General features: G+C 71.3%; 23 protein-coding genes. 5 read left to right on the forward strand and 18 right to left on the reverse strand.

Going from position 1 to position 24,110, the window contains the following annotated elements:
• Window positions 1–141 precede the first annotated feature (141 nt).
• The gene (ypfJ, locus tag MOPEL_RS10905; RefSeq protein ID WP_009482962.1) at window positions 142–1,047 is read left to right on the forward strand and encodes a KPN_02809 family neutral zinc metallopeptidase; all 906 of its coding nucleotides are present in this window, start codon (window positions 142–144) and stop codon (window positions 1,045–1,047) included.
• Between the two features lie 405 nt (window positions 1,048–1,452).
• Complete coding sequence (locus MOPEL_RS10910; protein WP_040634116.1) at window positions 1,453–1,917, forward strand: C40 family peptidase; 465 nt, start codon at window positions 1,453–1,455, stop codon at window positions 1,915–1,917.
• 231 nt (window positions 1,918–2,148) lie between these two features.
• On the opposite strand, the gene alr is transcribed toward MOPEL_RS10910, so the two are convergent.
• From alr to MOPEL_RS18540, 9 genes are all read right to left on the reverse strand, one after another.
• Entirely contained in the window at window positions 2,149–3,366 is a 1,218-nt protein-coding gene (gene alr / locus MOPEL_RS10915) for an alanine racemase (RefSeq protein ID WP_009482964.1), read from the reverse strand.
• A 72-nt stretch (window positions 3,367–3,438) separates the two neighbouring features.
• Window positions 3,439–4,518, reverse strand: a complete 1,080-nt coding sequence (locus MOPEL_RS10920) for an alanine racemase (protein ID WP_009482965.1) — start codon at window positions 4,516–4,518, stop codon at window positions 3,439–3,441.
• The gene (locus MOPEL_RS10925; protein WP_009482966.1) at window positions 4,515–5,900 is read right to left on the reverse strand and encodes a glutamate mutase L; all 1,386 of its coding nucleotides are present in this window, start codon (window positions 5,898–5,900) and stop codon (window positions 4,515–4,517) included. The genes MOPEL_RS10920 and MOPEL_RS10925 overlap by 4 nt, the downstream gene beginning before the upstream one ends.
• Window positions 5,897–8,134: a D-ornithine 4,5-aminomutase subunit OraE gene (oraE, locus tag MOPEL_RS10930; protein WP_009482967.1), complete on the reverse strand. Its 2,238-nt coding sequence runs from the start codon at window positions 8,132–8,134 to the stop codon at window positions 5,897–5,899. The genes MOPEL_RS10925 and oraE overlap by 4 nt, the downstream gene beginning before the upstream one ends.
• Entirely contained in the window at window positions 8,131–8,568 is a 438-nt protein-coding gene (oraS, locus tag MOPEL_RS10935; RefSeq protein WP_009482968.1) for a D-ornithine 4,5-aminomutase subunit OraS, read from the reverse strand. Before oraS ends, oraE begins: the two co-directional genes overlap by 4 nt.
• Window positions 8,565–10,043 carry a 2-amino-4-oxopentanoate thiolase subunit OrtB gene (ortB, locus tag MOPEL_RS10940; RefSeq protein ID WP_009482969.1) on the reverse strand — a complete coding sequence of 493 codons (1,479 nt, stop codon included), beginning with the start codon at window positions 10,041–10,043 and terminating at the stop codon, window positions 8,565–8,567. The genes oraS and ortB overlap by 4 nt, the downstream gene beginning before the upstream one ends.
• Window positions 10,040–10,426 carry a 2-amino-4-oxopentanoate thiolase subunit OrtA gene (gene ortA, locus MOPEL_RS10945; RefSeq protein ID WP_009482970.1) on the reverse strand — a complete coding sequence of 129 codons (387 nt, stop codon included), beginning with the start codon at window positions 10,424–10,426 and terminating at the stop codon, window positions 10,040–10,042. Before ortA ends, ortB begins: the two co-directional genes overlap by 4 nt.
• Window positions 10,426–11,466, reverse strand: coding sequence for a 2,4-diaminopentanoate dehydrogenase (ord, locus tag MOPEL_RS10950; RefSeq protein ID WP_009482971.1), 1,041 nt, complete (start codon window positions 11,464–11,466; stop codon window positions 10,426–10,428). Before ord ends, ortA begins: the two co-directional genes overlap by 1 nt.
• A 126-nt stretch (window positions 11,467–11,592) precedes the next feature.
• Complete coding sequence (locus MOPEL_RS18540; protein ID WP_009482972.1) at window positions 11,593–11,817, reverse strand: DUF2520 domain-containing protein; 225 nt, start codon at window positions 11,815–11,817, stop codon at window positions 11,593–11,595.
• Between the two features lie 419 nt (window positions 11,818–12,236).
• On the opposite strand from MOPEL_RS18540, the gene dhaK reads away from it, so the two are divergent.
• The 3 genes from dhaK (at window position 12,237) to MOPEL_RS10970 (ending at window position 16,327) form a co-directional block, all read left to right on the forward strand.
• Window positions 12,237–14,621 carry a dihydroxyacetone kinase subunit DhaK gene (gene dhaK / locus MOPEL_RS16740; RefSeq protein WP_009482974.1) on the forward strand — a complete coding sequence of 795 codons (2,385 nt, stop codon included), beginning with the start codon at window positions 12,237–12,239 and terminating at the stop codon, window positions 14,619–14,621.
• A gap of 89 nt (window positions 14,622–14,710) precedes the next feature.
• A complete protein-coding gene (locus MOPEL_RS10965) occupies window positions 14,711–15,763 on the forward strand; it encodes an LLM class flavin-dependent oxidoreductase (RefSeq protein WP_009482975.1) in 1,053 nt (350 codons plus the stop codon).
• A gap of 18 nt (window positions 15,764–15,781) precedes the next feature.
• Window positions 15,782–16,327, forward strand: coding sequence for a DUF421 domain-containing protein (locus MOPEL_RS10970; RefSeq protein WP_009482976.1), 546 nt, complete (start codon window positions 15,782–15,784; stop codon window positions 16,325–16,327).
• A gap of 179 nt (window positions 16,328–16,506) precedes the next feature.
• Here the strand turns inward: MOPEL_RS10970 and MOPEL_RS10975 are convergent, their stop codons facing one another.
• The 9 genes from MOPEL_RS10975 to MOPEL_RS11015 are packed head-to-tail and all read right to left on the reverse strand — an operon-like array spanning window position 16,507 to window position 23,942.
• Window positions 16,507–17,010 carry a DUF3817 domain-containing protein gene (locus MOPEL_RS10975; RefSeq protein WP_009482977.1) on the reverse strand — a complete coding sequence of 168 codons (504 nt, stop codon included), beginning with the start codon at window positions 17,008–17,010 and terminating at the stop codon, window positions 16,507–16,509.
• 7 nt (window positions 17,011–17,017) lie between these two features.
• Complete coding sequence (locus MOPEL_RS10980; protein WP_009482978.1) at window positions 17,018–17,404, reverse strand: metal-sulfur cluster assembly factor; 387 nt, start codon at window positions 17,402–17,404, stop codon at window positions 17,018–17,020.
• Window positions 17,401–17,889 (reverse strand): Fe-S cluster assembly sulfur transfer protein SufU, encoded by a 489-nt coding sequence (gene sufU / locus MOPEL_RS10985; protein WP_009482979.1) that lies wholly within the window; start codon window positions 17,887–17,889, stop codon window positions 17,401–17,403. Before sufU ends, MOPEL_RS10980 begins: the two co-directional genes overlap by 4 nt.
• A complete protein-coding gene (locus MOPEL_RS10990; protein ID WP_009482980.1) occupies window positions 17,889–19,235 on the reverse strand; it encodes an aminotransferase class V-fold PLP-dependent enzyme in 1,347 nt (448 codons plus the stop codon). Before MOPEL_RS10990 ends, sufU begins: the two co-directional genes overlap by 1 nt.
• The gene (gene sufC / locus MOPEL_RS10995; protein ID WP_009482981.1) at window positions 19,235–20,026 is read right to left on the reverse strand and encodes a Fe-S cluster assembly ATPase SufC; all 792 of its coding nucleotides are present in this window, start codon (window positions 20,024–20,026) and stop codon (window positions 19,235–19,237) included. Before sufC ends, MOPEL_RS10990 begins: the two co-directional genes overlap by 1 nt.
• A 22-nt stretch (window positions 20,027–20,048) precedes the next feature.
• Window positions 20,049–20,372, reverse strand: a complete 324-nt coding sequence (locus tag MOPEL_RS11000; RefSeq protein ID WP_040634119.1) for a non-heme iron oxygenase ferredoxin subunit — start codon at window positions 20,370–20,372, stop codon at window positions 20,049–20,051.
• Entirely contained in the window at window positions 20,369–21,664 is a 1,296-nt protein-coding gene (sufD, locus tag MOPEL_RS11005) for a Fe-S cluster assembly protein SufD (protein ID WP_009482983.1), read from the reverse strand. Before sufD ends, MOPEL_RS11000 begins: the two co-directional genes overlap by 4 nt.
• Entirely contained in the window at window positions 21,664–23,082 is a 1,419-nt protein-coding gene (gene sufB / locus MOPEL_RS11010; RefSeq protein WP_009482984.1) for a Fe-S cluster assembly protein SufB, read from the reverse strand. The genes sufD and sufB overlap by 1 nt, the downstream gene beginning before the upstream one ends.
• Window positions 23,079–23,942, reverse strand: coding sequence for a helix-turn-helix transcriptional regulator (locus MOPEL_RS11015; protein WP_174270595.1), 864 nt, complete (start codon window positions 23,940–23,942; stop codon window positions 23,079–23,081). The genes sufB and MOPEL_RS11015 overlap by 4 nt, the downstream gene beginning before the upstream one ends.
• Window positions 23,943–24,110 lie beyond the last annotated feature (168 nt).

The following is a 24,110-nucleotide window of genomic DNA, read 5'->3' on the forward strand; positions in this document are numbered from 1 at the left end:
CCCACTTCGGCGGATCCGGTCCGCGGCAGCCCAACACTGCACGTCAGAGGCATGTGTGGGAGGACGGCGCGACGGCCGCCGGATAGTCTAGTGCAGGCGGTCACCGGGTACCGCGAGGCCAGACGCCGTAGGAGGCAACCCATGACGTTCAACGACGACGCCCAGCTCGACACCTCGGGGGTGTCCCGCGGCGGGGGCGGCGGTGGTCGTGGTCTCGCGCTCGGCGGTGGCGGCGGCATCCTCGGCCTCATCGTCCTCGTCATCTACATGCTCATGGGTGGCAACCCGGGCGATCTGCAGCAGCCGCCGACGCAGGCGGAGCAGCAGGCGCAGGCCGGGGCCGGTGACCTCGCGGAGAAGTGCCGCACCGGCGCCGATGCCAACAGCGACCCGGAGTGCCGCGTCGTCGCCACCCGCAACAGCGTCCAGGCGTTCTGGCGCGAGGAGATCCCGAAGGCCTCCGGCGGCAAGCAGCAGTGGCAGGACACGAAGATGGTCCTGTACCACGGGCAGACGCCGTCGGGCTGTGGCACGGCGAACAACGAGGTGGGCCCGTTCTACTGCCCCCTCGACAAGACCGTCTACCTCGACGCCGCGTTCTTCCGCATCCTCGAGCAGCAGTTCGGCTCCTCCGGTGGCCCGCTCGCCCAGGAGTACGTCGTCGCCCACGAGTACGGCCACGCTCTGCAGGACCAGCTCGGCCTCCTCGAGCGCGCCCAGCAGGACCCCAAGGGGCCCGAGAGCGGCGGCGTCAAGACCGAACTCATGGCCGACTGCTTCGCCGGGATGTGGGCCAAGGGCGCCGTCGAGAGCAAGGACGCGAACGGCCGCGCCTTCATGCAGCCCCTCACCGAGAAGGACGTCCGCGACGCGCTCTCGGCCGCCGAGGCCGTCGGTGACGACCACATCCAGGAGCAGGCCCGTGGCCGGGTCAACCCCGAGTCGTTCACCCACGGCACGTCGGCCCAGCGCCAGCAGTGGTTCATGCGCGGATACGAGAGCGGCGACATCAACCAGTGCAACACCTTCCGCGCCTCGCGCCTCTGACCTCTCCTGACCCGCGGCGACGCCCCGGTCGTGCCCGCTTCGTGCGGACGGTCGGGGCATCGCCGCATTCCCGCTGGACGTTCGATGCAAACGTGATCTGGGTCACTTACATGGGTTTCAGGTTGGTTTCAGTGTTGCCGAGTCGTTATGTTCTGTGCGGCGTTCACCCCTGGAACGCCACCGGAGCGTGACGCTGAATCCTGCCACCACGTTCCCGGTTCGGTACACGCAGAGATGTGTGGGTGGCAGGAACGGAGCACCCGAGCAGTACGGATTCCCTCCCCCATCCGGGAGGACGTCCTTGGGGTGAAGCCAGAGCGGCAACCGCCGCACAGGCCGGGGACACCAGGTTCCCGAACCCGACAGGTCATGTTTCGCAAGCGCCTCCTGGAACCCCCGACACACATGAAGACCTCTTTCAAGGGCGCCTCCGCGCGCCTGGCCGTCACCGGTGCCCTCGCCCTCTCCCTCTCCGGCGGTATGACCCTCGCCTCGGCCCCCGCGGCCGACGCTGCGATCAGCTCCAGCCAGGGCGTCAAGGCCGTCAGCATCGCCAGCACCAAGCGCGGCACCCCCTACCGTTACGGTGCCACCGGCCCCCGCGCGTTCGACTGCTCCGGCTTCACCGGCTGGACGTACAAGCGCATGGGCAAGAACATCCCCCGCACCGCCGACGCGCAGTACCGCGCGAGCATCAAGATCAGCCGCGGCCAGGCCCGCCCCGGCGACCTCGTCTTCTACGGCGGTGGCCGCAAGCACCACGTGGGCATCTACGCCGGTAACGGCCGTATGTGGCACGCTCCCCGTACCGGCGACGTCGTCAAGCTCGCCAAGGTGCGCGGCGGCGCGTCCTTCGGTCGCGTGCGCTGACCCGACGCGATTCCGGGTCGGCTCCCCGACCGGCCCGCATTCCAGGAGTACCCGAGAGGGCCGTCCCCCGTGGACGGCCCTCTCGTCGTGTCCGGGGCCGTCTCCCGGCCCGGCGGACGGTGCCCAGGCGGGCACTGCGGCGACGCCCGGTAGGTCGGTTCGTCGGGCGAACCTCGGGTGGGTTCACCGGGTGCGAGCGGGACCCGAAAGCCCCCCGCGCGACGGGAGCCGTCAGAGGGAGGACGGAACCGCGGAGCGGTCCTCTCCCCCATCGGTCCCCTCGAACTCACGTCGGTCGCCCGCGCCGGGACGAGAGATGTCGCCGCCGCCGATGTGGACGCGAGCCACGCGCGGGGCGATCGCGCACGTGACCTCGTAGCTGATCGTGCCGAGGAGCTCGGCCATGTCGTCGGCGGTGTACTCGAGCTCGCCGCTGCGTCCGAGGAGGACGACCTCGTCGCCCACGGCCACGACCGGTTCGGGGCCGACGTCGATCATCGACTGGTCCATGCAGACGCTACCCACGATCGGGTACCGCCGGCCCCCGACGAGAACCGTGCCGACGTTGCTCAGGTGACGGTCGAAGCCGTCGCCGTACCCGACGGGGATCGTCGCGACCCACGTGTCCCGCGGCGCCGCCCACGTGCGTCCGTACCCGACGGTGCCGCCGGAGGGCACCTGCTTGAGGAACGAGATGCGCGTCGCCCACGTGATCGCCGGGCGGAGGTCGATCGTGCGGGGCGTCGTCGCGTCCGGGTAGTAGCCGTACGCCATGATCCCGGGGCGGACCATCGTGCCCCATGCCTCGGGGTGGGCGAGCACTCCCCCGGAGTTCGCCATGTGCACGAGCTCGAGACACCGTCCGAGACGCGCCTGGACGTCGGCGACGGCACGGGTGAACGTCGCGATCTGCCCGTCGGTGAACGCGTCCTCCGCCGGGGTGTCGCTCGTCGGGAAGTGCGTGAACGCCCCGAGGAGATGCAGGTGTGGGGAGTCCTCGATGCGCACGGCGAGCTCGGGGGCGGTGTCGGGGGTGGTGCCGATGCGTCCCATCCCCGTGTCGATCTTGAGGTGGACGGGCGCGACGACGCCCCGGGCCAGGGCGGCCTCCGCGACGGCGTCGGCTCCCGCCGCGTCGACGACCGCGAGCTCGAGGTCGTGGGCGAGTGCCGCGTCGATCTCCTCGGGGAACGCGTGGGAGAGCTTGAGGATGGGTGACCGCACGCCCGCCCCGCGGAGCTCGATGCCCTCGGGTACGGTCGCGACGCCGAACCGGTCGACGAGCCCGGCGCGCTCGACGTCGCGGGCGACCTCGACCGCGCCGTGGCCGTAGCCGTTCGACTTCACCGCGAGGAGCACGGCGACGTCCGGCCCGACCGCCTCACGGATGCCCGCAAGGTTGTGGCGGATCGCGTCGAGGTGGACGCGAAGGTGTGTCTGATAGAGCATCGGCCTCTCCTTGCCGTCGCCGAGGGGACGCACGCCGACCGGAAGGGGCGACGCACGTGGTCGTGCCGACGATCATCCTCTCCGGACGATCTTCTCGACGTAGGGGGAGGTCGCGAGACCGAGGAGCGCGCCGTAGTTCGGCGTGAACGCCACCTCGGCGCCGAGGCGGACGTCGCCGGTCGCGTCCTCGACGTCGAGGATGAGGTGATCGCTGCTGCCGCCGATCACGCGGATGCCGGGGTCGTGCGGAAGGATCCCGTCGACGCTCGTGTCCTGACGACCGATGTTGCAGATCGCCCGGAGCCGGGTGCCGCGGTCGTCGAACTCCACCGTCTCGCCGAACGCGTTCTGCGCCCGCAGCCCGATGGGCACCGACGGCTTGCGTTCGAGCTCGACGATCTCCGTGACGAGCCGGACGGTGTCCTGCCGGGTGCCGGGCCAGTCGGAGCGGTCGAGGACGTTGCTGCCGAGGACGACGGTCTCGCCGATGCGGAAGTGGTTGATCTCGGGCGGCATGTCGCCGCTCGCGAGGAGTGGCAGGCTCGAGGAGTTGCCGCCGCTGATGAGGCCGAGTTCGAGACCGCTCGCCTCGCGGCAGGCGTCGCGCACCTCGACGAGCATCCGCATGTTCTCGACGCTCGGGACGACCCCGCCGTAGCAGGCGAGGTTGGCGCCGACCCCGACGAGGTCGAGGTGGGGCAGGGCTGCGGCGGCCTTCGCCACGTCGGGCGCCTGATCGGGCCACACACCCTCCCGCAGGTCGCCGACGTCGATCATGAGCACGGCCTGGTGGCGCACCCCGAGCATCCGGGCCGCGTCGGAGAGGACGGTGAGGCTGCCGAGGCTGCTGTTGAGGGTGATGTCGGCGTACCGCACGACGTCGTGCGCAGCCGACGGCGTGGGGATGCGGAGGAGCATCGACGGCCGCTCGAGCCCGAGTGCGGCGACCGAGGCGAGGTTCGGGATGCGGGAGTCGGCGACCATGTCGGCGCCCGCCCCCAGCATCGCGTGGATCACCTCGGGGTGGGCGCACACGACCTTGCCGACGGCGGCGACCTGCGCCCCGTGCGCGTGGCAGAGGTCGTAGACGACCTTCGCGTTCTCGGCGATGCGGTCGGGGTGGATCTCGAGCCGTGGCGTCTGCGCGATCATCGCCGGTCCTCCTGCTGGGTGCGGGCCCACTCGACGAACGTCGCGGCGACCTCGGTGGGATAGGTGTGGGCGAGGGTGCCGAGGGCGGAGAAGAGGTATCCCCGGTCGACGAGGACCCGCGCCTCCGGCGAGGGCAGGAGGGAGGTGACACCCCCTCTGGCGGAGGGGCCGAGGCAGACGCCGGCGAGGATCTCCTCGCCGCCGGGCACCTGGGTGAGCGCGCCGCCGGTGGCGACGACGTACTCGACGGCGGTGAGGTCCTTGCCCCGCACGACCTGCTTCTTGCCGGTCGGGGTGTAGAGATCGGTGAGAGTGCCCGCATGCCGGCGGATGCCCTGGTCGACGGCCCGCTGCGCGAGACGCCGGGTGAGGGCGATCTCGGCCTCGGCCTGGGGCATCGCGCGGAGGTCGGCGAGGGCCGCCTCGATCTCGGCGTCACCGGCGGCGACGTTCGCGGCGTTGACGTAGACGCCGAGGTCGCCCTCGACGGTGCGCTTGGCCGTGGGCTCGGGTTCGAGGGTCTTCGCGGCGAACTCGACGCTGCCCTCGGTGACGGAGTGGACGTCGGTCGTCGCGCCCCCGACGTCGAGGACGACGACGTCGCCCACGGCCTCGGCGAAGAGCTCGGCACCGCGGAGCACGGCCCCGGGGGTGGGGAGGATCTCCGCGTCGGTGAACTCCCGCAGTCGCGCCATGCCGGGCGCGTGCGTGATGTGCGCGTTGAAGACCTCGTGGATGAGGCCGCGCAGCGGGGCGATGTCGAGGACGTCGACCTCGGGGAAGACGTTGTCGGCGAGGAGCACCTCGACGCCCGCCTCGGCGAACAGCGAGGTGATGGGCCGCCGGAGTGCGCTGTTGCCGGCGTAGACGACGGGCGTGGCCCGCTCCCCCGCGGCGTGCTGCTCGGCGAGGAGCCCCGCGAGGAGTTCGGCGTTGCGGAGGACGACGCCCCGTTCGCCGCCGTCGACGCCGCCCGCGAGGAGGACGACGTTGGGGCGGATCTCCCGGATCTCGTCGAGGTCGTAGCTCGCGAGGGGCCCCGCGGTGACCATCGTGACGATCGCACCCGCGCCGAGGGATGCCTCCCGGGCGGCGCGGGCGGTCATGCTCACGGTGAGGCCGTGGACCGTCATGCGCAGCCCACCGGCGGCGGAGGAGTTGACGTGCGTGTCGACGTCGGTGGGATCCGGCCCCCCGGCGTCGCGGCACGCACGGAGGGCCGCGTCGATCCCGAGACCGACGTCGCCCTCCTCCACAGACGTGGGCGCGAACCCCTGAGCGAGGGGGTGGAAGACCCCCTCGCTCAGGTCGAAGGCGTTGGCCTTCGTGATCGTGCTGCCCACCTCGACGGTGAGCACGGTCCTGCGGGACTGCTCGGTCACTCCGCTCCCTCACGGGCGCGGAGCGTCTTGATCATCGCGTCGACGACCATGATCCCCTTGGTGCCGCGGCCGAACGTCGCGTCGAGGCCGGTCTCGGCGGCCATCTCGCGGCTCACCTGGGTGCCACCGGCGATGAGGACGAGGCGGTCACGCACACCCTTCTCGACGCAGAGCTCGGCGAGGCGCTTCATCATCGTCCGGTGCACGTCGTTGTGGCTGATGATCGTGCTGATGAGGATCGCGTCCGCGCCGGTCTCGATCGCCGCGTCGACGAGCTTGGTGAGCGGGACGGACGTGCCGAGGTAGTCGTACTTGACGCCGTACTTCTCGATGCCGCCGTGCTTGATGTCGAGGATCTCGCGGAGCCCGACGCTGTGCTCGTCCTCGCCGACGGTGCCGGCGACGACGCGCAGCCCGCGGGCCTTGACCTCCCCGCGGAGCTCCTCCTCGGGTAGCAGCTCCTCCTTCTCGGGGATGTGGAGGCTGCCGCGGTCGACGTCGAACGCGACCTTGCCCTTGACCTCGACGAACGTGCCCTCGCTCGGGTGCATGGTCTCGACGTTGACGACCTCGGGGTCGACCAGGCCCATCTTCTTCGCCATCTCGACGGCGTAGACCTCGGTGATGTCGACGTTCTCCGGCACGAAGAGCTGGACGAGGACGGTGCCGTCGCCCGCCCACTCGGCCTCGGGTCTGATCTTGTCGCCCTTGCGGTACGGCAGGGTCTTCTCGAGGCGGGCGTCGACGGAGTCGCTCGGGTCGAGCTCGTCGATGTAGACGATCTTGTCCGGGTGCTCGAGGGTGTCGCCGCCGATGGCATCCTCGGGACGCTCGACGCCCTTGTCGCGGAGCCACTGCGGGATCGTGTTGTCGCCGAAGTGGCAGCTCACCGGCGCGAAGTAGTCGGGGTCGCGCTCGACGATGGAACCCGCCCCCACGCCGCCGGAGCCGTCGCGGGCGATGCCGTCGCCGTTGCGCTCGGGGTAGCGCGCGGAGTCGACGAAGAACCCGGCCTCGACGGCGGCGAAGTAGCCGCCGATCTCGATGGCCTCCTCGAGGAACGCGACGGCGCGCGTCTTGAGGTCGTGGATCATCTCGCCGAGCGGGCCGTCCTTCTTGAGGGAGACGAGCTCGTTGATGCCGTCGAGACCCGACCACACCTGCTTGACGGTCTGCAGACCGCGGACGTTGTTGTAGTGCCACGGCACGTTGCGGCCCTCGTCGGGCGTGATCGTGCTCTGGATGTCCGCGCTCGTGAGCATCGAGATGAGGGTGTCGATCGTGTGGGTCCGCACCGCCTCCTCGATGTTCGCCTCGATGTAGCGCGTGTTCTGCTGCGCACGGAACTTGTAGTCGCTGAAGAAGTCGCGCAGCGCCACCGCGTACGGCAGGTCGAACCAGAGCTTGGGCGCGGGCGGCGAGTTCGGCGGCACCGTGGAGAGGCCGATGAGGGCGGGGTCCATGCCGACGAGTTCCGAGAACGCCGTGTTGATGCCGTGCTGGACCATGAGTTCGGGCATGACGAGCCAGCCCGCCTTGGCGGTGGCGTTGGCGTTGTGGGCGCCGTCGATCTGGAAGATGCCCGCGCCGTTCATCACCTTCTTGGCCTCGGCGGCGTCGACGAAGCTCCGGTACATGTTCACGTTGCGGTACAGGACGTTGTACTGCGGGTCCTGGTGCGCCCCGTTGATGCCCTCCTCGGCGAAGAGGACGGCGACCTCCGGCCCGGCGACGCCGGACACGTAGGAGTGGAAGTTGATGGGGCGGCCGACCTCGTCCTCGATCGCGTCGCACGCCTTGCGGCTCGCGCGGATCTGCTTGCGGGTGATGGGCACGCCGCCGATGCCCTCGGGGGTGCCCTCGAGGAGACCGTCGATGTGGGACTGGCCCGTCGTGCGGATGACCATGAGGTGGTCGGCGCCGTGCCAGGCGGCCATGCGCATGCGGCGCACGTCGTCCTCGAAGCGGCCCGAGGCGATCTCGGTGGTGACGACGCACTTGGGCTGAGGGTCGATGTCGCCGAAGTACTCGCTCGCGGGCAGACCGAGGGAGTTCTTCAGGGGCTCCGCCATGTCGCGGAAGTGGAACGGGCCCATGTCGACGCCGCTCTCGGGGACCTCACGCCACGTCCACCCCTTGCGGCGCGGACGGTAGTGCTCGAGGTCCTGGATGAGGTTCTCGACGTCGAGCTTCTCGTTGGGCTCGAGCGGACCGAACGACTCGGAGGTGCTCACTTGCCGTCTCCCTTCGTGAACAGCCCGGTGAGGACGCTCGGGTCCTCGGTGATGCGGGCGGCGGCGGCACGGACGTCGAGCCCGTGCTTCTCCCCGACGAGCAGGACGACGTGACCGGCGCCCTTGCCGAGCAGGCCGGCCTCGGCGATCGCGTCGACGACGCCGTGGCTGCTCACGGAGTCGATGCCCATGCGCAGCAGCACGGAGCGTTCGATCGAGGGGCTCGTGTGGGTGCGGGCGAGATCGACGACGGGGGTCATCATCTGCCGGGTGAGATCCCAGAAGCGGGTCTTGAGCTCGTCGTCGGAGAGCGTCGCGAGCTCCTCGACGCGGGCCTCCATGCGGGCGGTGCGGTCGGCGCCGGTGGGCGCGGTGACCTCCGGGGTGTCCGGGCCCTCGCCCGGCTCCGGGGTCAGGGGGGCGGTGTCGGTCATCGGATGCTCCCTGTCGTGCTCGTCGTGCCGGGGGTGGCGGGGCGTGCGTCGCCACCGGGGATCGTCGTGGCGGTGAGGTCGGCGACGGTCTCGCGCACCCAGGCCTCGTCGGTGTGGGCGTCGGCGGCGACGAACGCGACGTCGACGTCGCCCCACCGCTCGGCGGGCAGGCGCTTGAGGGCGTTCTTCACGTAGCTGCGACGCAGGGCGTCCATGTCCTGCGGACGGCCGGTGACCTGTTCGAGGCGTTCGGGGAGGACGATGACCTCGCCGGGGACGTTCTCGCGCGGGTCGCCGACGCGGACCTCGATGCCGTTCTCGCGGGCGAAGGAGAGCTGCCGGTTGTGGTGCTTTCCGGCGCCGGTGTACTCGGTCTCCTGGACGACGACGATCTCGTCGCGGCCCATCTGCGCGGCGAGGGCGACGGCGGCGGTGACGCTCGTGTTGCCCGCCGGGCCGCGCTCGATGCCCTCGAGCTTGGTGAGCAGCTCGGTGATGTAGAAGACCTCGCCCTGGGTGACGAGGTGGTAGTCGTCCATGTACCGCAGGCAGCGGGCCGCGTTGCGGGGCACGTCGGAGCGGTCGGGCATCACGGCGAACGGCACGCCGAAGCCGGTGTGCCCGGTGGTGAACGACTTGCGGTTGAAGTCGACGTCGGAGGCCATGTGCAGCCCGGAGAGGTCGACGGAGCAGGCGATGACGCGGCTGTCGGCCCCACGCGCCCGCAGGCCGCGGGCCGTGCCGGTGAGGTTGCCGCCACCGGCGTTCGTCACGACGACCGCCTCGGGGTGCTTGCCGTAGGTCGCGAGGGCCTGGTCGGCGATCTCCGCGCCGAGCGTCTCGACGCCGCGGATGCCGAACGGGGTGTAGAGGCTCGCGTTGAAGAATCCGGTCGTCTCGAGCGTGACGAGCATCTGGTAGAAGAGCTCGGGTCCGACCGACAGCTTCTGCACCTCGGCGCCGTAGGCCTCGCACGCGCGGGACTTCTCGACGATCTCCGGCTGGCCGACGCCGCGGGAGTCGAAGACCTCCTGCAGGACAATGCACTTGAGCCGGCGCATGGCGGCCTGGCTCGCGACACCGGCGCCGTAGTTGCCCGAGGTGGCCGTGGCGACGCCCTCGTAGCCGCGGCGCTGCGCCTCGTAGCAGCTCACCGACGCGCGGCGGGCCTTGAACGAGCCGGAGGCGTTGGCCGCCTCGTCCTTGAGGAGGATCCGTGCACCCTTGCCCGGCCCGGCGAACTCCCGCACCGCCTCGGTGAGGTTGCGCAGCTCGTACAGCGGGGTGTTGCCGACCTTCGTCTCGGCCTGGATGCGGGCGATGTCGTCGAGCTCGAACCCGCCGACGTCCATCATGCGCTCGTAGTCGAACGCGATGGGGGTCTGCTCGAACTCGTCGTAGTCGATGCCGAGCGAGCCCTTCATGATCTCGTTCTTGCGCGCCATGACGGCGTCGTAGGACATGTCGCGGCTCATCGGGCGCCTCCGTCCCCGTGCTCGTCGCCGTGCTCGTTGCCGGGGGCCTGCTCGCCCGTGGCCGTGTCGGGGTCGCTCTGCGAGGCGGCCTCGCTGAGGCTCGTCGCGGGCAGGCCGATACGCAGTAGCTCGGGCACGGTGGCGCCGAAGCTGTGGTCGTAGTGCGGGTCGACGCGGACGAGTCGCCCGGTGTGCTCGTGGTCGACGAGGGACCGCACGGTGACCTCGTCGCCCTCGGCCGCGTCGGCGGTGAGGAACCCGTTCATGCGCAGCACGTACGGCGTCGAGGCCGTCTCGGGCGGCAGGCCTGCGGCGCGCTGCTCGGGCTGCAGGAGGACCCGTTCGATCTCGACCCAGGCGCCCGCGGGGATCGTCGCGCCCATCAGACGCGCCGGGTGTAGGCCGAGGGGCCCATGAGGGCACCGGTCATCGGGACGTCGAGCATGTTCTTCAGGCCCGGGGAAGCCTCGACGACGCGTGGCACGACGTTGACGGCGATGGCCTGCGTCGCCTTGCCGCCCGCGTACTCGGGGTTGATCTGCATCGACACCTCGGGGGTGCCGTGGATCGTGATGTAGTCGCCCGTGCCCTGGCCCTCGAGCTCGGGGAGGACCTGCTGGGGGTGGACGAGGGTGAGGACGACCTCATCGCCGCGGTATCCGAGGAGGGTCTGCTTGCAGCCCGCGACCATGCCCGGCTCGATCGTGATGTGCTCGGTCTCGCGCTTGACGGTCGAGACGATCGGCTCGCGCTTCTGCTCGATGCGGTCGATGCCGAGGCCGAGGGCGTCGCTGATCATCCGCGCCGACTCGGGGAAGCCGATGTGGCCGTCGACGGTGCCGTCCTCGACGCCCTTGCGGAACTCCTCCTCCGACAGGCCGACGCCCTGCGTACGCATGACGGTGGGGCCGTAGGGCGAGAGGTCGTTGACGCGGGTGGCCTCGATCGAGGTGACTTCGAGGCAGCCGGCGGTGAGGGCGACGACGAGGGTGTCCATCGACAGGCCCGGGTTGACGCCGGTGCCGATGATCGAGACGCCGTTCTTCTTCGCGAGCTCGTCGAGCTCCTCCGCGATCTCGGGCGACTGGGCCTCGGGCGAGGCCATCTCCTCGGCGATCGAGACGCAGTTGATGCCCGCCTCGAGGATCGTGCGCAGGTCGCCGATCTGCTCCTTGACCCAGGACGTCGTCGCGATGACGACGCAGTCGACCTTCTCGGGGTCGAGGACGGAGGCGGGGTCGTCGGTGACGTCCACACCAAGGTCGGCGTCGATGCCGAGCACCTCACCGAGGGGACGACCGACGTACTCGGGGCGGGTGTCGATGCCGCCGACGAGCTGCATCCCCTCCTTGGAGGCCACGAGGCGGGCCATGCCGCTCCCCATCGCACCGAGACCCCACTGGACGACGCGCAACGTTGACATTCCCGTACTCCTCATCGACGGCCACTGTGCACAGCGCGGCCACGGATCACCACCGTGGCCACTCGCTCCCACGGTAGGGCTCGGAACACGGGCTGTCCGGGGTTTCCCGGACTCCGGCGGGGCATGTCAGCGGGGCCCGAGGAGGGCCTCGAGGGAGGCGAAGGTGGCACCGGCGACACCGACTCGGGCGGCGGAGGGCAGCAGGGCGCGTGTCGTCGCCGCGTCGAGGGCGCGGCTTTCCTCGTCAAGGGCGTCGAGGTGGGCTGCGACGGCGCCGACGTCGCCCCGCACGGCCGGCCCGGTGAGGCAGCCGGGCAGCCCCGCGGCGGCGAGGTCGTCGACGGTGAGCACGGAGACCCCGGCCGCGTGGGCACGCGCCGTCGTTGTGCGGCGTCCCTCCCCCACAACCCGGGCACGGTGACATGCGGCACCGCGGCGAGGGCGCGGGCGAGCGAACCGGCGAGGCGGCCGGACCCGACGAGGTCGATCTGCATCCCGGGCGGGCAGGAGGCCGTCGTCGAGGACGTGCTCGCGTGCGGGCCGGACGGCGGGTCGAGCGGCAGGTCGGGCGGCGGGTCGAGCGGCAGGTCGGAAGGCGGGTCGAGCGGCAGGTCGCGCGGCGTGGACGACGACACGGGCAGGACTCCCCCGATGCTCGATGTGGTGCGGCGCGCGGCGGCGGCGGCCAGGGTACGTCGGGACCGTCGTCCCCGGTGCGGAGCCGATCCCGGGATAGCCTGATCGCACCTCCGAGCAGGAAGGCACGTGCGATGCAGAAGATCATCGACGACCCCACCGATCTCGTCCGTGGCGCTCTCACCGGCATGGCCGGGGCATACCCCGAGCTGTCCGTCGACGTGGAGAACGCGATCGTCTACCGGGCCACGCCCAAGGAGCAGGGCAAGGTCTCGCTGCTCTCCGGCGGCGGCTCCGGCCATGAGCCCCTCCATGGCGGGTTCGTCGGGTTCGGGATGCTCGACGCCGCCTGTGCGGGAGCGGTGTTCACCTCGCCGGTGCCCGACCAGATCCTCGCCGCGACGACGCAGGTCGACCGGGGTGCGGGTGTGCTTCACATCGTCAAGAACTACTCCGGCGACGTCATGAACTTCGAGATGGCCGCGGAGGCCGCCGCCGGTGTCGAGGTCGCCACGGTGATCACGGCCGACGACGTCGCCGTCGCGGACAGCACGTACAGCACCGGCCGTCGCGGCGTCGGGGTCACCGTGCTGCTCGAGAAGATCGTCGGCGCCGCCGCGGAGGACGGCCTCGACCTCGAGGAGTGCCGCTCGCTCGCGCAGCGCGTGGCCGACTCCGGCCGCTCCATGGGCGTCGCGCTCACCTCGTGCACGGTGCCCGCCGCGGGGCACCCCACGTTCGACCTGCCCGAGGGACGCATGGAGGTCGGCGTCGGCATCCACGGCGAACCCGGCCGCCGCACCGACGACCTCGGCACCGCGAGCGAGATCGCCCACGTGCTCGTCGAGCCCATCCTCGCCGACCACGACTTCACCTCCGGCCCCGTGCTCAGCTTCGTCAACGGGCTGGGCGGCACTCCCCTGCTCGAGCTCTACAACCTCTCGGCCGAGATCGACGCGCTGCTCGGGGCCGCGGGCGTCGAGGTCGTGCGTCACCTCGTCGGGCCGTACATCACGAGTCTGGAGATGGCCGGGGCCTCCCTCACCCTCCTCGCCCTCGACGACGAGATGCTGCGCTACTGGGAAGCGCCGGTGAACACCCCCGGGTTGCGCTGGGGCACACCGGGATCCGCCGACCCGGAGACCTCCACCCGCGCGTCGGACGCCGCCCCTGCCGCAGCGTCGACGCAGGACTCACCGCAGGCTGACGCGGCCGATGCACAGGCCCGGACGGAGACCGGCGGGACGACTGCGGCACCGAGCGGCCCCCGTCGGGTCGCCACGGGCGCGGAGGGCACGATCTCCACCGCCACATTCGCGGCCTGGCTGCGGGAGTACGCGCGGCTCGTCGGCGAGAACGAGTCCGTGCTCACCGATCTCGACGCGGCCATCGGCGACGCCGACCACGGCGCGAACATGACCCGCGGCATGGCTGCGGTCGTCGCCTACCTCGACGGGCTCGGCGGCGACGACGCCCTCGCCGAGGTCTCCCCCGCGACGATGCTCGGCAAGGCCGGGATGACCCTCGTGAGCACGGTCGGTGGCGCCTCCGGCCCGCTCTACGGCACGTTCCTCATGCGCACGGGCCAGGCGTGCGGCGACGCACCGGAACTCGACGCCACCACCCTCGCGACGGCGCTGCGGGCCGGGATCGAGGGCGTGCAGGCGCGGGGCAAGGCCACCACCGGGGAGAAGACGATGCTCGACGCGCTCGTCCCCGCCGTCGAGGCCTTCGACGGTGGGCAGGGCGATCTGGTCGCCGCGCTCGACGCCGCCACCTCGGCCGCGGACGCCGGTCGAGACGCCACCACCGACCTGACCGCGACGAAGGGCCGCGCCTCCTACCTCGGCGAGCGGTCCGTCGGTCACCAGGACCCCGGCGCTACCTCGGCTGCGCTGCTGATCGCGGCACTACACACCGCGGTCGCGCAGAGCACCGGCACCGCGTCCTCCGCCGAGGCCGCCCCCGCCCCGCAGTCGGAGTCCTCGCCGGAGCAGGTCTCCGACTCGTCGCCGACGACCTCGGACACGACGACCTCGGCGACCGCGGATGCGGCGGCGACCGCGCCGACGGACTCCCCCACCGGGCCGCAGAACCGAGGCGTCGGGTTCGTCGTCGTCAGCCACAGCCGACCGCTCGCCGAGGCGGCCGTGGCCCTGGCCGCGGAGACAACGCCGGGCGACCCGGTCACCGTGGAGGTCGCGGCGGGAACGGCGGACGGTGGTTTCGGCACCGATGCGGTCGCGATCCGGAAGGCGATCGAGCGTGTCGACGCTGCTGCGGGTGGCGGGGTCGTGGTGCTGCTCGACCTCGGCTCGGCGGTGATGTCGACCGAGACGGCCCTCGACCTGCTCGGCGACGACGTGCGGGGGCGGGTGGCGGTCTCCGCCGGTCCGCTCGTCGAGGCCCTCGTCGTCGGGGTCGTCCAGGCCTCCGTCGGTGGCGATCTCGAGTCCGTGCGCACGGCCTGCGCCGGTGCCCTCGGCGTCAAGGAGGGGCAGATCGCCGACCTCGGCTGAGGGCCCTGCGATGCGGCGGGTGCCGAGACGCGCCCGCCGCGTCGGCGCCCCCCCGGAATAGTGGACGCGTCACTCAGGTTGTCGGGGTCATGAAGGCGTTCGGATTCCTCAGCTTCGGTCACTACGGCACGGGTTGCGGCCCCGGCGACCCCGATGCGGCGGCGATGCTCCGCGACACCGTCGAGATCGCCCGGGGCGCGGACGATCTCGGCGTCAACGGCGCGTACGTGCGCGTCCACCACTTCGCCCGCCAGGCGGCCTCGCCGATGCCGTTGCTCGCGGCCATGGCGGCGAGCACCTCACGCATCGAGGTGGGCACCGGGGTCGTCGACATGCGGTACGAGAACCCGCTGTACCTCGCCGAGGAGGCGGCCGCCCTCGACCTCCTCTCCGGCGAACGACTCGCCCTCGGCGTGAGCCGCGGCTCACCCGAGCCGGCACACCGCGGGTGGGAGGCGTTCGGGTACACCGGCTCCACCGACCCACGGGGCGTCGACATCGCGCGCGACAAGTTCGACCTGTTTCTCCGCGCGATCGCCGGGGAGCGCCTCGTCGACGCAGACCCCGCGCAGTTCGGGCCCGGCGTGCGCCTGCGCATCGAGCCGCACAGCCCTGGCCTGACGAGCCGCGTGTGGTGGGGTGCGGGCACCCGCGAGACCGCGGAGTGGGCGGGCCGCACGGGCGTCAACCTCATGAGTTCGACTCTGCTCACCGAGGCGACGGGGTCGTCCTTCGGCGACCTGCAGGCCGAGCAGATCCGCCGCTATCACGACGCGTTCCGGGCAGCGGGGCACGATCGCACCCCGCGGGTCTCGGTGAGCCGCAGCGTCTTTCCGATCGTCGACGGTCGAGATGCGCTGTGGGCCCGCATGGCCCGGGGTGAGGGCGATCAGATCGGCGTCATCGACGGGTTCACCTCGACGTTCGGGCGTACCTACGTCGGTGAACCCGACGCCCTGATCGAGGAGTTGCGCGCGGACGCGGCCGTCATGGCCGCCGACACGCTCATGCTGACGATCCCCTCCCAGCTCGGGGTGGAGACCAACCTCCGCCTGCTCGGCGCGTTCGCGGAGCACGTCGCCCCCGCGCTCGGGTGGGAGCCCAACCACTCCGGGCCCGTGACGGGGTACCCGCAGGGGTGAGGCTGGGAGGATGCGGGCATGGCCGACCTCCTCGCGATCACTCCCCTGCAGGCCGCCGCGGTCGTCGTCTCGGCGGCTGGCATGTACGTGGCGTTCCTCGTCCTCGTCCGGGTGTTCGGGGCGCGGGTCCTCGCACGGATGTCGACGTTCGACCTCGTCGTCACCCTCATGCTGGGTGCCATCGCGGGTCGCGTCATCCTCGGGGACACCCCCGTGCTCGCGGCCGGGGTGCTCGGCCTCGGCACGCTCCTCCTCCTCGAGGTCGGCGTCGGACGGCTCCGCACGATCCCCCGGATCCACCGGTGGCTCACGCCCGACCCGATCCTCATCGTCGACCGCGGCGAGATCGTCGACGAGGGCCTCCGCCGGGCGCACATCACGACCGACGAGGTGCGGGGCGCGCTCCGGACGCACGGCATCCGCCACCTCGACGAGCTCGCCTACGGGATCTTCGAGCCGACGGGCACGATCAGCCTCCTGCGTGCCGGGCGCGACGTCGACCCGCGGATCCTCGCCGACGTCGTCGACGCGACGGGTCGCCCCGTCCTCCCGTACGAGGAGTGAACGCGACCGGCGCGTGATCGCGGGCGGCCGCCGAGCCGAAGACGGCACCCGAGCACATCGACCGGGGCCTACGTTCGACCGCATCCGCGCGTCCCTCACCCCACGTCCCCCGCTCCCCCGACGACGACGGCGCCGGACCCGAGGTGGGTCCGGCGCCGTGCGAGGTGGGGCGTGTCGGTTCAGGAGAACCATTCCGTCGGCGGACCGGCGGCGAGGAGCCCGGCGAACACGAGCGCGAGGACGACGAGCGTGGCGAGCAGCGCGGGCACCGGGTGACGCAGCGCCGTCGCGGCGACCCGCTCGACCGGCCCGGAGGGCTCCTCCTCGAGGAGGCGCCACCGCTGGGCGAGGAGCCCCCGTCGGGCGGCGGACCGCTCGAACGGGATCGTCGCGTACGGGATCACCGACGAGCCGAGCCCGAGGAGGAGATCCCGCATGCTCCACCGACGGTCGACGGCGACGAGGATCGTCACCGAGACGTAGGAGAGGAACACGAACCCGTGCACGCCACCGCCGAGGCGCACCCCGAGCTCGGTGACGTGGAGGACGTACTTGAGGAGCATCCCGAGGAGCAGGAGCGTCCACGTGACGGCCTCGGCGAACGCGAGGTCGCGGTAGAGCCGCTCCGGCCCGCGCGGGCGTCGGGATCCATCGGCGGCGCGGTGCGCGTCGTCGTGGGGCATGGGCGTCTCAGACGTTGAAGCCAAGCGCGCGGAGCTGCTCCCGGCCGTCGTCGGTGATCTTGTCCGGGCCCCACGGCGGCATCCACACCCAGTTGATGCGGTGGCCGGTGACGAGGCCCTCGAGCGCCTGCGCCGTCTGGTCCTCGATGACGTCGGTGAGTGGGCAGGCCGCGCTCGTGAGCGTCATGTCGATGATCGCCGTGTTCGACGGGTCGACGGTGACGCCGTAGATGAGGCCGAGGTCGACGACGTTGATGCCGAGCTCGGGGTCGACGACGTCGCGCAGCGCCTCCTCGACGTCCGCGGCGTTGGCCGGTGTCGGGCCCGTGGCCGCGGGGGTCGCCGGAGCCGCGACGGCGTCGCCGGCGGGCGGGGTGGTGAGGTTGTCGGTCATGCGTCCTCCAAGGGGGCGGCAGAAGTAGAGTCGTCAGAGGTCGTGGTGTCCGCGCCGGCACGGGCGAGGGCGTCGAGCAGGGCCGACCAGCCGAGCAGGGCGCACTTGACGCGCGCGGGGTACTGGGAGACGCCGGCGAGGGCGACGCCGTCACCGATGACCTCCTCGTCGCCGGGGTCCTGACCCCGGCTCGTGAGCATGGCCTTCATCGCCTGGTAGGTCTGCAGGACCTCCTCGATCGGGTACCCGATCGACTCGTCGGCGAGGATCGACGTCGATGCGACGGAGATCGAGCACCCGAGGGCGTCGTAGCTCACGTCCTCGAGCACCTGGGTGCCGTCCTTCTCCGCGAGGTGGACGCGAAGGGTGATCTCGTCGCCGCAGCTCGTGTTGACATGGTGCACCTCGGCCTCGTAGGGCTCGCGCAGCCCCGCGTGCTGGGGGCGCTTGCTGTGGTCGAGGATCAGTTCCTGGTAGAGGTCCATCACGCGACTCCGAAGATCTCCGGTACCCGGTCGAGGGCGGCGACGAAGGCGTCGATCTCCTCGCGGGTGGTGTAGACGTGGAAGCTCGCCCGCGTCGAGGCGGGGACGCGCAGCGCGCGGTGCAGCGGCCACGCGCAGTGGTGGCCGGTGCGCACGGCGATGCCGGAGTCGTCGAGGATCTGGCCGACGTCGTGGGGGTGCACCCCGTCGACGACGAACGAGACCGCGCCGACGCGGCGCTGCGGGTCGGTCGGGCCGAGGACCCGGACCCACGGACGCTTTGCGAGCTCCTCGAGGGTGTAGGCGACGAGGTCGCGGTCGTGGGCCGCGACCCGGTCCATGCCGATCTCCGACAGGTAGTCCACGGCGGCACCGAGCCCGATGACCTGGGCGGTCATCGGCACGCCGGCCTCGAACCGCTGCGGCGGGGCCGCGTACGTCGACCCCTCGATGCGGACGACCTCGATCATCGAGCCACCCGTGACGTACGGGGGCATCGCCTCGAGGAGTTCGTACCGGCCCCAGAGGACGCCGATGCCGCTCGGGCCGAGGACCTTGTGGCCGGTGAAGGCCATGAAGTCCACGCCGAGGTCGACGACGTCGACGGGGATGTGCGGCACCGACTGGCAGCCGTCGAGCACGGTGAGCGCCCCGACCTCCTTGGCGCGCGCGACGATCCGCGGCACGTCGACGAGGGTGCCGAGGACGTTGCTCACGTGCGTGAACGCGACGAGCTTCGTGCGCTCGGTGATCGCCGACAGCTCGGGGTCGAGGTCGCCGGACTCGTCGATCTCGAGCCACGTGAGCGTCGCGCCCGTGCGGCGGCAGAACTCCTGCCACGGCACGAGGTTGGCGTGGTGCTCGAGGGTCGTGATGCACACCTCGTCGCCCGGACCGATGCGGAGCCGGTCGGCGACGAGCGGGTCGACCCCGTCCAGGGCGCCGGGCGCGTTCGCGTTGGAGAGGGCGTAGGCGACGAGGTTGAGCGCCTCGGTGCCGTTGCGGGTGAAGACGATCTCCTGCGCGGGGGCGCCGATGAACTCCCCGATCCGCTCGCGGGCGGACTCGTAGAGGTCGGTGGCCTCCTCGGCGAGCTGGTGGGCTCCCCGGTGGACCGCGGCGTTGTGGTGCTCGTAGAAGTCACGCTCGGCGTCGAGCACCGCACGCGGCTTCTGCGCCGTGGCGCCGGAGTCGAGGTAGACGAGGGGCTTGCCGCCCCGCACCGTCCGGCTCAGGATCGGGAAGTCCTCACGGAGCCGGGCGATCTCCGCCGCGTCGGGGGCCGGACGTGGGGGGACACCGGCCTCCTCGCGGTCGACCTCCGGGGTGGTGTGAGGTGCCGTCATCAGACGTTCGCCGTCGCGCCCTGGTTCGTGAACCGGTCGTAGCCCTCGTTCTCGAGACGTTCGGCGAGCTCCGGGCCGCCCTCCTCGGCGACGCGGCCGTCGACGAAGACGTGGACGAAGTCGGGCTTGATGTACCGCAGGATGCGCGTGTAGTGCGTGATGAGGAGAACGCCCATGTCGTTGGCGGCCTTCGCCCGGTTGACGCCCTCGGAGACGATGCGCAGCGCGTCGACGTCGAGGCCGGAGTCGGTCTCGTCGAGCACGGCGAACCGCGGCTTGAGGAGCTCGAGCTGGAGGATCTCGTGGCGCTTCTTCTCACCGCCGGAGAAGCCGACGTTGACGTCGCGCTCGGCGAACGAGGGGTCCATCTTGAGGTCGCCCATGACGTTCTTGACGTCCTTGACCCAGTGACGCAGCTTGGGGGCCTCACCGTCGACGGCCGTCTTGGCGGTGCGCAGGAAGTTGCTCACCGAGACGCCGGTGACCTCGACGGGGTACTGCATCGCGAGGAAGACGCCCGCGCGGGCGCGCTCGTCGACGCTCATCGCGAGGACGTCCTCGCCGTCGAGGGTGATGGTGCCGCTCGTCACCGTGTACTTCGGGTGGCCGGCGATGCTGTAGGCCAGGGTCGACTTGCCCGAGCCGTTCGGGCCCATGATGGCGTGCGTCTCGCCCGACCGGATGGTCAGGTCGACGCCCTTGAGGATCTCCTTCGCGCCGTGCTCGGTCTCGACGCTGACGTGCAGGTCGCGGATCTCCAGCACGGAAGGCTGCCGGGTGGTCTCGCTCATGTCTCGCTCCAGGTGGGGGTGGTCAGAAGTTGATGGGCGTCGCGGCGTCGACGTAGACGTCGTCGCCCTCGATCTCGACGCGATAGACGGCGACGGCGGCCGTCGCGGGAGGGGAGGCGGGGACGCCGGTGGCGACGTCGAAGCGCGAGCCGTGGAGCCAGCACTCGACGAAGCAGTCGGAGACCTCGCCCTCCGAGAGGGCGACGGAGCCATGGCTGCAGGAGTCCTCGATCGCGTGGATCGTGCCGTCCTTCAGCCGGATCATCGCGACGTTGCGGCCCTCGACGACGGCCGGGTGCGCCTGGCCGGGCGTGAGGTCGTCGACGGAGCAGACGAGCTCCCTCATTCGCGCGCTCCGTCCAGGGCGAGCTCGGCCTCGATGCGCTCCATGAGGTGCCCGCTCACCTCGGCGACGCCGATCCGCTCGACGATGTCGGCGAAGAAGCCGCGCACGACGAGCCGACGGGCCTCGTCCTCGGGGATGCCGCGCGCCTGCAGGTAGAAGAGCTGCAGGTCGTCGAAGCGCCCCGTCGCCGAGGCGTGGCCGGCACCGGCGATCTCGCCCGTCTCGATCTCGAGGTTGGGGACGGAGTCGGCGCGGGCGCCGTCGGTGAGGAGGAGGTTGCGGTTGAGCTCGTAGGTGTCGGTGCCCTCGGCGGCGGCCCGGATGAGGACGTCGCCGATCCACACGGTGTGGGCGCCTTCGCCCTGGAGCGCGCTCTTGTAGAGGACGTCGGAGGAGCAGCGGGGTGCCTCGTGGTCGACGAAGAGACGGTGCTCGAGGTGCTGACCGGCGTCGGCGAACGAGACGCCGAGGCCCTCGAACGTGCCGCCGGTGCCCGCGTAGAACGCGTTCGTGGAGACGCGGACGAGCGCACCGCCGAGGCTCACGGCGACGTGGCGGACGGTCGCGTCACGGCCGACGACGACGTCGTGCTGGCCGACGTGGACGGCGTCGTCGTCCCACTCCTGCACGGTGACGACGCTCACCTGGGCGCCGTCACCCGCGAGGACGGTGACGACCTGGCCGTGCGTGCCGGTTCCGGCGTGCTCGAGGACGATCGTCGCCTTCGAGAACGCGCCGACGCGGACGGCGAGGAGCCCGTGGCTGAGACCACCGGTGCCGGTGAGGCGCAGGCGGATCGGCTCGTCGAGCTCGGTCTCGGCCGGGACGTCGACGATGCGGGCGAACGGGGCACGGTTCGCCGCGACGGCGGCGACGCGGTCGGCCGGCTTGGGCGGGGTGAGCGCCTTCCAGTCGTCCACGGTTCCGCGGGAGGACGTGACCCCCGCGGGCAGCGTCTCGGCGACGTCGACCTCGGTGCTGCCGGCCTCGTCGGCGAACAACGGTGCGAGGGGGGTGAGCGGCGTGAAGCGCCACCCTTCCTCACGGCCGGTCGGCATGTCGAAGTCGGCGACCTCGTAGGAGGTCTTCCACTCGGCGCGCGACTGCTCGGGGACGGTGGACTCGACCGCACCACGCACGGCGTCAGCAGCGGCGTTCGCCGTGATCTCCGTGGGGGCGGCGTCCGTCGTCACGCCGGGCGTGCCGAGCGTCGGCTTGTCGGAGTCGACGGGCATGCCCGTCGAGGTCTCCCCGGTCTCGGGGCGGGGGGTCTGGCGATCGACGAGCGGCATCAGCCCACGGATCCTTCCATCTGCAGCTCGATGAGGCGGTTGAGTTCGAGGGCATACTCCATGGGGAGCTCACGGGCGATCGGCTCGACGAACCCGCGCACGATCATCGCCATGGCCTCCTCCTCGCTCAGGCCTCGCGACATGAGGTAGAAGAGCTGGTCGTCGCTCACCTTGGACACCGTGGCCTCGTGGCCGAGCTGCACGTCGTCCTCGCGGACGTCGACGTACGGGTAGGTGTCGGAGCGGCTGATCGTGTCGACGAGCAGGGCGTCGCAGACGACCGAGCTCTTGGAGTCGGTCGCGCCCTCGGCGACCTGGACGAGTCCGCGGTAGGACGTGCGGCCGCCGCCGCGCGCCACCGACTTGCTCACGATGGAGCTCGAGGTGTGCGGGGCGTTGTGGACCATCTTGGCGCCGGCGTCCTGGTGCTGACCCTCACCGGCGAACGCGATGGAGAGGGTCTCGCCGCGGGCGTGCTCCCCCTGGAGGAACACGGCGGGATACTTCATCGTCACCTTGGAGCCGATGTTGCCGTCGACCCATTCCATCGTCGCGCCGGCCTCGCAGACGGCGCGCTTGGTGACGAGGTTGTACACGTTGTTCGACCAGTTCTGGATCGTCGTGTAGCGCACGCGGGCGCCCTTCTTGACAACGATCTCGACGACGGCGCTGTGCAGCGAGTCCGACTTGTAGATCGGTGCCGTGCAGCCCTCGACGTAGTGCACGTAGGAGTCCTCGTCGGCGATGATGAGCGTCCGCTCGAACTGGCCCATGTTCTCCGTGTTGATGCGGAAGTAGGCCTGGAGCGGGATGTCGACGTGGACGCCCGGCGGGACGTAGATGAACGAGCCGCCCGACCACACCGCGGTGTTGAGCGACGCAAACTTGTTGTCCCCCGGGGGAATCACGGTGCCGAAGTACTCGCGGAAGAGCTCCTCGTGCTCACGCAGACCGGAGTCCGTGTCGACGAAGATGACGCCCTTCTCCTCCAGGTCCTCGCGGATCTGGTGGTAGACGACCTCCGACTCGTACTGGGCGGCGACACCGGCGATGAGGCGCTGCTTCTCCGCCTCCGGGATGCCGAGCTTGTCGTACGTGGCCTTGATGTCCTCGGGCAACTCGTCCCAGGACGTCGCCTGCTTCTCCGTGGACCGGACGAAGTACTTGATGTTCTGGAAGTCGATGCCGGAGAGATCGCTGCCCCAGTGCGGCATGGGCTTCTTGTCGAACAGGCGGAGCGACTTGAGGCGCAGCTCGCGCATCCACTCCGGTTCGTCCTTGCGCCCCGAGATGTCCTCGACGACCTCGGTGTTGAGGCCGCGACGCGCGGAGGCTCCCGCGACGTCCTTGTCGGCCCAGCCGTACTCGTAGCGTCCGAGGTCCTTCAGGCCCGGGTTGAGCTCCTCGATCGTGCTCATGTGGCGCTCCCTTCGTCGTGCCCGTGGGCGCAGTGGTCGGTGTTCGTGCTCGTGTGTCTCGTGCTGGTGCGTGTGGTGCCGGTCGGTGTCGTGCGGGTCGACGCCGGTGGGGGTGCGGCCGTGCTCGCGGGCGCGCGGCCCGGCGTCCCGAGGACGACGGGTTCGCGCGGGACGAACGTCGTGCACACGTGCTCCCCGCCGGCGAGGGTGGCGAGACGCTGCACGTGGACCCCGAGCAGGCGGGCGAAGACCTCGGTCTCCTCCTCGCAGAACTGCGGGAACCGCGTCGCGACCTCCGGCATGGGGCAGTGACCCTGGCACAGCTGCAGCCCCAGGCCGGACGGGCCGACCGGACGGGCCGAGGCAGCATAACCGTCGGCGGCGAGGGCGGTGGCGAGTGCCTGGGCGCGGGCGTCGAGGTCCTCCCCCGCGGCCTCGACGACCGGCGCATACCGGCCCTCGAGGACGGCGAGGCGGGCGCGAGCGAAGTCGGCGACGGCGTCCTGCCCGAGACGGTCGGCGAGGAACTGCAGCGCGTCGGTGGCGACGTCGCCGTAACCGGTGGAGAGGCGGTTGTGCCCCTCGGGGGTGACGACGAACGCCCGTGCGGGGCGGCCGCGTCCACGCTTGGCGGGGGTGACGTCGGAGGTTGCGATGAGCCCGTCCTGGGCGAGGGCCTCGAGATGGCGTCGCACCCCGGCCGTCGTTATGGCGAGGACCTCGGCGAGACGCGCCGCAGTGACGGGGCCAAGTTCGGAGACCCGTCGCAGCACGACGTCACGCGTACGGGCATCGCCGTCGGTGGAGACACGGCTCCTCGACGCGGCGGACGTCCGACCCTCGATAAACACAACGGTCATCTTACCTAATTCGTCGGAGCCTGTCTCCGGGGGTGGGTTCCGGCCGGTTCGTGGACGCGACCGCAGCCGAAGGCCGGCGTCCTCCTGGCCACGCAGGCACCCCCCCGCCCCTCGCCCCTCGCGTACGTACGCGCGCCGCCGGGGGTGTCGGAGGCGCGTCCTAGACTC

Source organism: Mobilicoccus pelagius NBRC 104925 (assembly GCF_000247995.1).
GTDB lineage: Bacteria > Actinomycetota > Actinomycetes > Actinomycetales > Dermatophilaceae > Mobilicoccus > Mobilicoccus pelagius.